At 27.2% G+C, this 8,939-nt stretch carries 6 protein-coding genes, 1 tRNA gene, 1 rRNA gene and 1 other RNA gene; 1 reads left to right on the forward strand and 8 read right to left on the reverse strand.

What is annotated here, in order from left to right:
- Positions 1-5: 5 nt before the first annotated feature.
- The 6 genes from galE to rnpB all read right to left on the reverse strand — a co-directional run bounded on the left by galE (position 6) and on the right by rnpB (position 7,656).
- Complete coding sequence (gene galE / locus IC219_RS17685) at positions 6-1,019, reverse strand: UDP-glucose 4-epimerase GalE (RefSeq protein WP_227432353.1); 1,014 nt, start codon at positions 1,017-1,019, stop codon at positions 6-8.
- A 22-nt stretch (positions 1,020-1,041) separates the two neighbouring features.
- Positions 1,042-1,917 (reverse strand): UTP--glucose-1-phosphate uridylyltransferase GalU, encoded by an 876-nt coding sequence (galU, locus tag IC219_RS17690; protein WP_285894577.1) that lies wholly within the window; start codon positions 1,915-1,917, stop codon positions 1,042-1,044.
- A 193-nt stretch (positions 1,918-2,110) separates the two neighbouring features.
- Positions 2,111-2,431, reverse strand: coding sequence for a hypothetical protein (locus tag IC219_RS17695; protein WP_227432352.1), 321 nt, complete (start codon positions 2,429-2,431; stop codon positions 2,111-2,113).
- A complete protein-coding gene (locus tag IC219_RS17700) occupies positions 2,421-4,412 on the reverse strand; it encodes a hypothetical protein (protein ID WP_227432351.1) in 1,992 nt (663 codons plus the stop codon). The genes IC219_RS17695 and IC219_RS17700 overlap by 11 nt, the downstream gene beginning before the upstream one ends.
- 122 nt (positions 4,413-4,534) lie before the next feature.
- Positions 4,535-7,045: an SPOR domain-containing protein gene (locus tag IC219_RS17705; RefSeq protein ID WP_227824253.1), complete on the reverse strand. Its 2,511-nt coding sequence runs from the start codon at positions 7,043-7,045 to the stop codon at positions 4,535-4,537.
- 276 nt (positions 7,046-7,321) lie between these two features.
- An RNA gene (rnpB, locus tag IC219_RS17710) (RNase P RNA component class A) lies at positions 7,322-7,656 on the reverse strand.
- Between the two features lie 131 nt (positions 7,657-7,787).
- On the opposite strand from rnpB, the gene srtB reads away from it, so the two are divergent.
- The gene (gene srtB, locus IC219_RS17715) at positions 7,788-8,474 is read left to right on the forward strand and encodes a class B sortase (protein WP_285891634.1); all 687 of its coding nucleotides are present in this window, start codon (positions 7,788-7,790) and stop codon (positions 8,472-8,474) included.
- 221 nt (positions 8,475-8,695) lie between these two features.
- Here the strand turns inward: srtB and IC219_RS17720 are convergent.
- Positions 8,696-8,770: transfer RNA gene (locus IC219_RS17720), tRNA-Thr, on the reverse strand.
- A gap of 77 nt (positions 8,771-8,847) precedes the next feature.
- Positions 8,848-8,939, reverse strand: a 23S ribosomal RNA gene (locus IC219_RS17725); the annotation flags it as partial.

Genomic DNA, 8,939 nt, shown 5'->3' on the forward strand with positions numbered 1-8,939 from the left:
ACATTTTATGCTTCGTATCCATTTGGATTCATACTTTGCCATCTCCAAGAATCTTGGCACATTTCTTCAAGTTCATATTTAGCTTTCCATCCAAGTTCTTTCTCTGCTTTTGATGAATCTGCATAACACATTGCTACATCTCCAGCTCTTCTTCCAACAATTTTGTATGGTATCTCTTTTCCACTGGCTTTAGAAAATGCTTTAACTAAATCAAGAACACTATATCCTTTACCAGTTCCTAAATTGTAAACAACAAGTCCTGGATTTTCTTCTAATTTTTGTAATGCCTTTACATGACCAGCAGCTAAATCTAATACATGTATATAATCTCTAACTCCAGTCCCATCATGAGTTGGATAATCATTTCCATATACACTTAGTTCTTTTAATTTACCCACTGCTATTTTTGTTATATAAGGCATTAAGTTACTTGGAATTCCATTTGGTTCTTCACCAATTCTTCCACTCTTATGAGCACCTACTGGATTAAAATATCTTAAAAGTGCTATATCTAATGACTCATCTGCTTTTGATATATCCACTAACATCTGCTCTATCATAAGCTTAGTTCTTCCATATGGATTAGTTACAGAAAGCGGGAAATCTTCTAATATCGGACAAGTATGTGGATCTCCATATACAGTAGCTGATGAACTAAATACAAATTTCTTAACACCATATTCTCTCATTAATTCAAATAAATTTAATGTACTTATTAGATTATTGCTATAATATTCAATTGGCTTTTCTACTGATTCTCCAACTGCTTTTAAAGCTGCAAAATGTATAATAGATTCAATATTATTTTCTTTAAATACAGTGTGCATTTCATTTTTATTAGTTATATCAATATTATAAAATTTTACTTGTTTTCCAGATAATTCTCTAATTCTATCAACTACTATTGAGTTACTATTACTTAAATTGTCAACTATAACAACTTCATAACCTGATTCTAAAAGTTCTATTGCTGTATGGCTTCCTATATATCCTGCTCCTCCAGCTACTAAAACCGCCATAGTAATTACCTCTTTTCTAAATTTATTTTTCGCTTACTTTTTTTCTCATATAAGCCATTAAATCATCTTTTAGATTTTCTCTTTTTAGAGCAAAATCTATTGTCGCCTCTAAAAAACCAATCTTATCTCCCACATCATACCTTCTTCCTTCAAAATTATAAGCATAGATAGCTTCTTGTTTTCCAAGAGTTTGAAGTGCATCTGTTAACTGTATTTCTCCACCCTTTCCAGGTGTTTGTTTCTCTAATATATCAAATATTGCAGGAGTTATTATATATCTTCCAAGTATGGCTATGTCTGATGGTGCTTCTTCAATTGCAGGCTTTTCAACCATATCTTTAACTTTATAAACCCTATCTTCTATATGTTTTATATCCAATATTCCATATTTGTTTGTATCTTCTTTAGCTATCTTTTGAACACCTAGTACAGTTGTTTTATATTCATTATAAGTATCTATTAATTGCTTTAGACAAGGCACATCTGAGTCTACTATATCATCACCTAATAATACAGCAAAAGGTTCATCTCCTATAAAACTTTTTGCACAGTAAATTGCATGTCCAAGACCTTTTGGCTCCTTTTGTCTTATATAGTGAATATTTACCATATTTGATATATCTCTTACCATTTCTAGCATTTCTGTCTTACCTTTTTGTTCTAATTCTAACTCTAATTCAACTGATTTATCGAAATGGTCTTCTATAGATTTTTTATTTCTACCTGTTATTATAAGAATTTCTTCAATTCCTGAGTCTATAGCTTCTTCTATTATATACTGTAAAGTTGGTTTATCTACTATAGGAAGCATTTCTTTGGGCTGTGATTTTGTTGCTGGTAAAAATCTAGTTCCTAGCCCTGCTGCTGGTATTATCGCTTTTTTTACTGTCATCTGCATTTTTTCACCCTTCTTCGTAAATTTTCTCTTGTACCAAATTAATATACCATATTTATACTTTTTCTTCAAACTCTATATTATCCCAATTCTTAACATTACAAGAACATAAAGGTAGATGAAATTTCATCTACCTTTAGTTTTTATAAGTTAATATATTATATTGTCTATATTCTACCTAAAACTCACATAGGTACTAAATTTCATCCAAAATACCCTTTATATCACTATCTATATCATCATCCAAATATGAATCTAAATCTTCTAAATCCACTTCTAATTCTTGATATGTCATGTCAACACTTACATCTTCATCTATATCCATTTCTGATATTAATTCTCCTAAGATGCTATTTCCATCAGTATCTAAATCTCCATCTATATCTTCACTTATATAGTTTTCATTCAAGACTTCATCTAAATCAATCTCATAATAAACTTCATTATTTTTTTCATCACTTGAATTCAGACCTAAAAACTCATAATTAAAATTCCATACATTGTATTTACTTGACATACTTCATTCCTCCTGTGAAAAACATATTTTCATCTAGCTTATTGGCTCCATAATCAACAGAATTATATATTTTTTCAATTATGTCTTTTCTTCTTTCATTTGTATTATTATTTAATGTCAATTGTCTAAATACATATGTATTTGTTATTCTCTCGAATAATACTTCTTTTATACTATCATCATTAATATTTTTATAATTTTTCCATAAAACTTCAAATAACTTAAACATCTCTCTACTAGTTTCATCCACATAGTAAGGATACATATTTTCTACTAAATGATTTAATCTTGATATAGCTTGTTTTAAAAATACATCCAAGTTTGCACTTTCACTTTCCTTTAACATCCTATAATTGTATCGCTTCTTATCTTCACCTGATATTACAAATATAATATTATCTAAACTTTTTTCAACTCCATCTAAATAACTACTTATATTGTATGATAAATCAAAGAATAAATTTTTAATCTGTCTAAATACTTGTACATCAAGTTTTGCATTATACTTTTCAAATAACTCTATATCTTGATTTTCTAATATTCTTGGAGTATAAGCTGATATCAAGTCTAAATTATTTCTCTGTTCTTGTATCTGATTATAAAGTGCATTTATGACTTCTATTCTTATTTCATCATTCAGTTCTCTTTCTAATACTTTATCAAATTCAGATTTCATGTAATAAATATTTCCAAAGAAATTAAATATTATCATATCATTCATAGCTTTAGACCAATTTTTATATAAAATCTCAACAGAAACGTCTTTAAGTAGTGGTTTTTTTGCATATATAAAGACATCTTGCATAAGTTTTTGAACCATACTTCTACTTAAATTTAAAATTATTTTTTGATTATTAAATTTTATTTCTGTTTCTACAAAATCAGAATTTTTACTTTCAATATCTCTATTAATTACAATATCTTTAACATCACTATTTTTTATAGATATAATTTCTTTTTGGAAAGACTTCATTATTGTTAAACTATTAAAATCTTCTTGGATAAAAAATGGGGCATGTTTTAATGTATATCCTACTATTTCATTTTCTATATCTTTTAAATCCTCTATTTGCATAGCTTCTTTATTTTTATCATTTATGTGCAAGTTAAATACATTTTTATTATCATATAATATAATGTCTTCTCCTAAAATTAACTTTGAACAATTATCTTTTGTTGATTTAACAATAGTTTTTTTAGACTTCTTATTTATAAAAATAAGTTGATCCTGATATTTTACTAAAAGCATATTAGTATTTTTATAATCAAATCCATCTATATTTCCTGATATTTTACAGAATACTATCTCACAATCTTTAGGAAGATTTCCTATTTTCTTATTATCTTTAACTCTCTCACTTAAATCGGCTGGAACTATATTTTCTACATTATTATTAAATATAGAAATAGACCTTACTATAAGACCTTCTCTTTCCATATGAAAATAACCCTTTAGAGAAACTCTCTTATCTTCTAAAATATATCTTTCTATATCATCAAAGTTTATTTCAAATCTATTTTTTCCACTGATAAATATAAACTTTTCATTATCTTTATTAATTCCACCCATATAAAATTTATTATCATCTAAACTCAAGATAGTCATGTTGTCTTTTAAATAAAATATAAATTCTCTTTGGTTCTTACAGATTAAATCATATTCATCTAAAGTTATTTTCATAGTTAAACTTGCTGTAACATTCTTACTTGAATTCTCACTTTTTATATAAAAAGGCAAGTTATCTCCATAAATGATTATTTGAGAACCTTCTAAAACTGCTTCTAACTTTTTTTTATTATCTGAAAAACTATATATATATTTTACCCCTGATTCATCATTAACTTCATCTGCTTTGCTGATTATAATATTACCTAAATTTGTTATATGAAGTTTCTTAGATTCTTTTGAATATCTACTGATACCACTAAGCTCAAATCCATCTGAAAGCTCATATATAATTTTTTCTCCTAATTTCAACATACCTTCACCGCCTAAACAAAATTATAATTATTTTCTAAAGGTGAATAAAATGTCTCAAAATAAATAATATCTTTTAATACTTTTTATTTTGAGACATAATTCGTCCTTATTTAATAAATATCCTAAGCACCTTCAACTATTTCTTCATAAAGTTTATCTAAATGTTTAACATATTCACGATATCCAGATTTATTTTTTAACTCACTTCTTAAATCTTCATATTTTTGTCTAAGTTCTTCAGCACTTAATGAAGGAGCTGATTCTTTCAAATCTTCTAATTTGTAATCATAGTACTTATCATACATCGCTATATATGTATCAATAGATTTCTTAGCTAATTCATTACATTTTTCTTGTGCTTCTCCATACTCAGAATAATCACCTATCTTCACTTTATAATATCCATTCTCTTGAACTATTGTTGAAGAAATACCTTTAGCTTCATATTCTTTTGCTGTTTCTTTTGCTGTTGCTTCAACTTTAAGTGAACCTGCATAGACAGTATAATATACACCTTTACCGTCTTTATATGCTTCCATCTCTTTTGCTTTCTTTTCAGCTTTTTCTTTTTCCTCTGCTTTTGCCTTTTCTTCTGCTTCTTTCTTTTCTTTTTCAGCTTTTGCTTTCTTTTCTTCTTCTGTTTGTTTATTGTTGGCTTGTTGCTGAGTTGGTGCTTTTGGAGGTGTCGTGTCTTTATCATTTTTCTTGTTATTGCCTACTGTTATAAAGTATCCTACACCAACAATTGCCACTATAACTATAGCTATAATAGTCTCTTTTAATCTGCTTTTTTTAGAACCAACCTCTTCATCATCTATAGAATCTTCTTCATTTGATTCATAATTTTTTATTTCTGTTTTCTTTTCCTTAGAATTAGACTTAGAAGAATGTTTAGACTTTTTGCTATTTTTTTCTTTCTTGTTAATAGGTATTACTACTGATTTTTCACTTTCTACCTTTTTTTCTTCTGCTTCTTTTGGCATTTCATCACCTAATCCCTTACTTTCTTTTTCAGATTTAGGCTCATTACTTGCTGATAGTTTTTTATCTAACTCATCATTATTTATTGGTTTTTCTATTTTTATGTTGCGTTCTTCTTCTAAACTTTGGTTTATTTCTTCTAAGTTTTCTATATTTTCCTTAATAGATTCATCAGCTTCACCTGGAACTGTATCAGAAGTATTATCTAATCCAATCTCTTCCTTTTCAGTTTCTTCTAGCACATCCTCTTTTTTGCTTTCCTTTTTCATAAATCCAAATAATTTATCTTTTTTTCTACTCTTCTTATTTTCTGGTTCAATTATTTCTTCTTTATTTATATCATGATCTTTTTCAATATCTTCTTTATTTTCTATAGCATTCTCTACATTTTCATTCTTATTAATTACTTCTTCTTTAGTATCTTCCTCTATAGAAATGCTACTTCTAAAACAAACATCTTTATCTGCATTTTTTATCATATAAATATATTCTTCAATATCAATGTCTTTATTTTTTCTAGTTCTCTTTGATACAATATCGTGATTTTCTAATTCAGAAGATTTATCTTTTAGAACAATGTGTGCTTCTTCCCAAACATTTTCACTAATTTCTGTTTTATTTTTAATTACATAATCTATGAATTCCTTAAAATTTTCAGCACCAAATTCTCCAATTATAGTTAATCTCATCGCACCTTCTATAAGGTCTCTATTTCTTCTCTTCAAAAATTCTAATGCAACTGTTGCACAAACAAAGTCTTTAATAACTTCTCCACCAAAGCCATAGCCTTCAACATAAGGAAGTTCTTCTAACCCACATAATTTTTTATATTCATTATATACAGTTTGAGATATACTTTCATCATTTAAACTATTTAGTTTATCCATAAACTTTGCTTCTACATCATTTATCTGCGGTTCTTTTCCTAATTCTGACTTTTTAACTGAATTTAATAAAACATCATTTTCTGAATTATCTTTACCTAATTGTAAATCTTCAATTTCTGTTGCTTTTATATCTTCACTGCTTTGTTCAGAATTCTCTTCTATATTTTTAGGTACTACCTCTTTGCTACTAGCTAATATCTTATTTACACAGAATATTATTTCTCTTTTTAGTTCTCTTTTAGCATCAGCTTGATTCTTAAGAAATAAACTTGCACAATCTTTCTTTTCTAAACTTATCTTTCTAAGTGTTATATTAAGAAGGTCTTTATATAGATTTAGAACCTTATAATCCTTTTCTAAACGTCTTCGTCTCTCTAATAGGTCCATTTTATCATAAGCTAAAAAACTACTTAAATCGTTGGCTTTTAGACAGTCTAAACCATCCTTCATTGCCTTATTTACATACTTTCTACATTTAGCTGTAGTTAATTCTAATTCTTTCTCTAATTCATCTATTTCAGGTATGTATTTATCTACTATCCATTTCCCGATAAGCGGTTCTGTATTTCTTGCTAATGTTTTATAAAACAATATATTAAATTTTAAAAGCTCAGCATATTTTGCTTCATTGAATTCTACTTTTTCAAATTTCTTTTCTAAAACACCTTCTAATTTTTCATTTATCTTAGACTCTTGTTTTAAAAAACTTGCTGTGACATTTAAAACAGTATTTCTTATTATATTATTTTCACTCAAAACCTTCACTCCTTAAATCAATTATTTTATTGTGATATTTACATTATGTAAAATTACTAATTTGATTATGATATTTTAATAATTAGTTACTAAATTTACTACATCTTATATCATATCATATTATTTACATCATTTTACTTTTTCTTTTTATATCCATCTTATATTATACCATTTTTAATATCTGTACTAACTTATATTACAATATTCCACAAAATTTTGAAAGTAAATTAGACAAATTTGCAAATAAAAAAACATCAGTTTAAACTGATGTTTCACCTATCGAAAAAATTAAGCAAGTCTATAAGCGGAGTTCTGTATTAGATAATCATCTTTCTAGGCTTATTGTCACCAATAAGCTCAAGCGACCTACCTACCGGAGAGTACGAGCAGCACTCTTTATTCCTATCTTGGTCTTGCTCCAGGTGGGGTTTACATAGCCAACTAGTCGCCTAGCTGCTGGTGAGCTCTTACCTCGCCTTTCCATCCTTACCACTTAAGTGGCGGTTTATTTCTGTTGCACTATCCTTAGGATTGCTCCCACTAGGTGTTACCTAGCACCCTGCTCTATGGAGCTCCGACTTTCCTCATGTAAAATTACATGCGATTATCTGGCTTACTTAATATTCATTTTACTTAGCTATATTATCATAAATACTTAAGTATGTCAAAGTAATATTATACTAAAAATTTAAATTTCTTCAAAAATAGTGTAATATAGGTATATAAACTATTATTTATGATTTGAGGTGGAATGTTGAAAAAATTATATAGAGTAATAATTAATATTATATTAATATTAGTAATAATCTATAGTGGATTTAATATATGCTTAAAGCTTAGCAAGTACAGCCATGATACTAAAGTATCTGCTCAACTTCAGAAAAAAGAAAATAAAAAAGAAGACTTATTAAAAATAAACAAAGATTTTAAGTTTTGGCTTTCTGTTGATAATACAAATATAAATTATCCAGTTGTACAATCTAAAGATAATTCTTATTATCTTGACAAAGACTTTTATGGTAAAAAATCTATCTCAGGTACATTATTCATGGATTATAGAAATAAATCTCTGGATGACCAAAATGTTATAGTATATGGACATAATATGAAAAACAAAACAATGTTTAATAATCTAAATAAGTTTAAAGATGATGATTTCTTTAAAGAAAACAATCAAATAAAAATCACTATGGATGGAAAAGAATTATTATATGAAGTATTTTCTGCCTATATTGTAGAATCTGATTATGATTATCTAAAAACAAGCTTTAATAGCGAATCAGACTATCAAAAATACATAGATGCTATTACTTCCAAATCATTACATAAATCAAATATGAAAGTAAGTAGTAAAGATAAGATAGTTACACTTTCTACATGCACTTATGAATTTGATGATGCTAGAATGGTAATCCATGGCAAGTTAGTTTCAAATTAAATATACATGTCTTTTTAACAATTCTTACACAAATAATCAAATTTTTGCGTTAAGGTATTCACATACAGATTAAAATAATTATTTTAATCTGTATAGCTATTTCTTACTTAATAGCTATTTTTTACTTAAATTTATCAATTTCCTGTCTATTTCTATAAACTATATAAAATAATAAATATATTATATAATAAAAAAGACTATGTTAAAAACATAGTCTTTACTGGAGCTGGTGATAGGAATCGAACCTACAACCTGCTGATTACAAGTCAGCTGCTCTACCGTTGAGCCACACCAGCACACTTATTCTATTGTGAGTTAAATTAACACTCTAAAAACTGCATATATATTTTAATTAATGAACATCAAATAAATATTGGTCAAGTCCTCGACCTATTAGTATCGATAAGCTAAATACATTGCTGCACTTACACCTTCGACCTATCAACCAGATAGTCTTTCTGGGGT

The sequence above is a fragment of the Clostridioides sp. ES-W-0018-02 genome (genome assembly GCF_020658175.1).
In the GTDB taxonomy this organism is placed as follows: Bacteria; Bacillota; Clostridia; order Peptostreptococcales; family Peptostreptococcaceae; genus Clostridioides.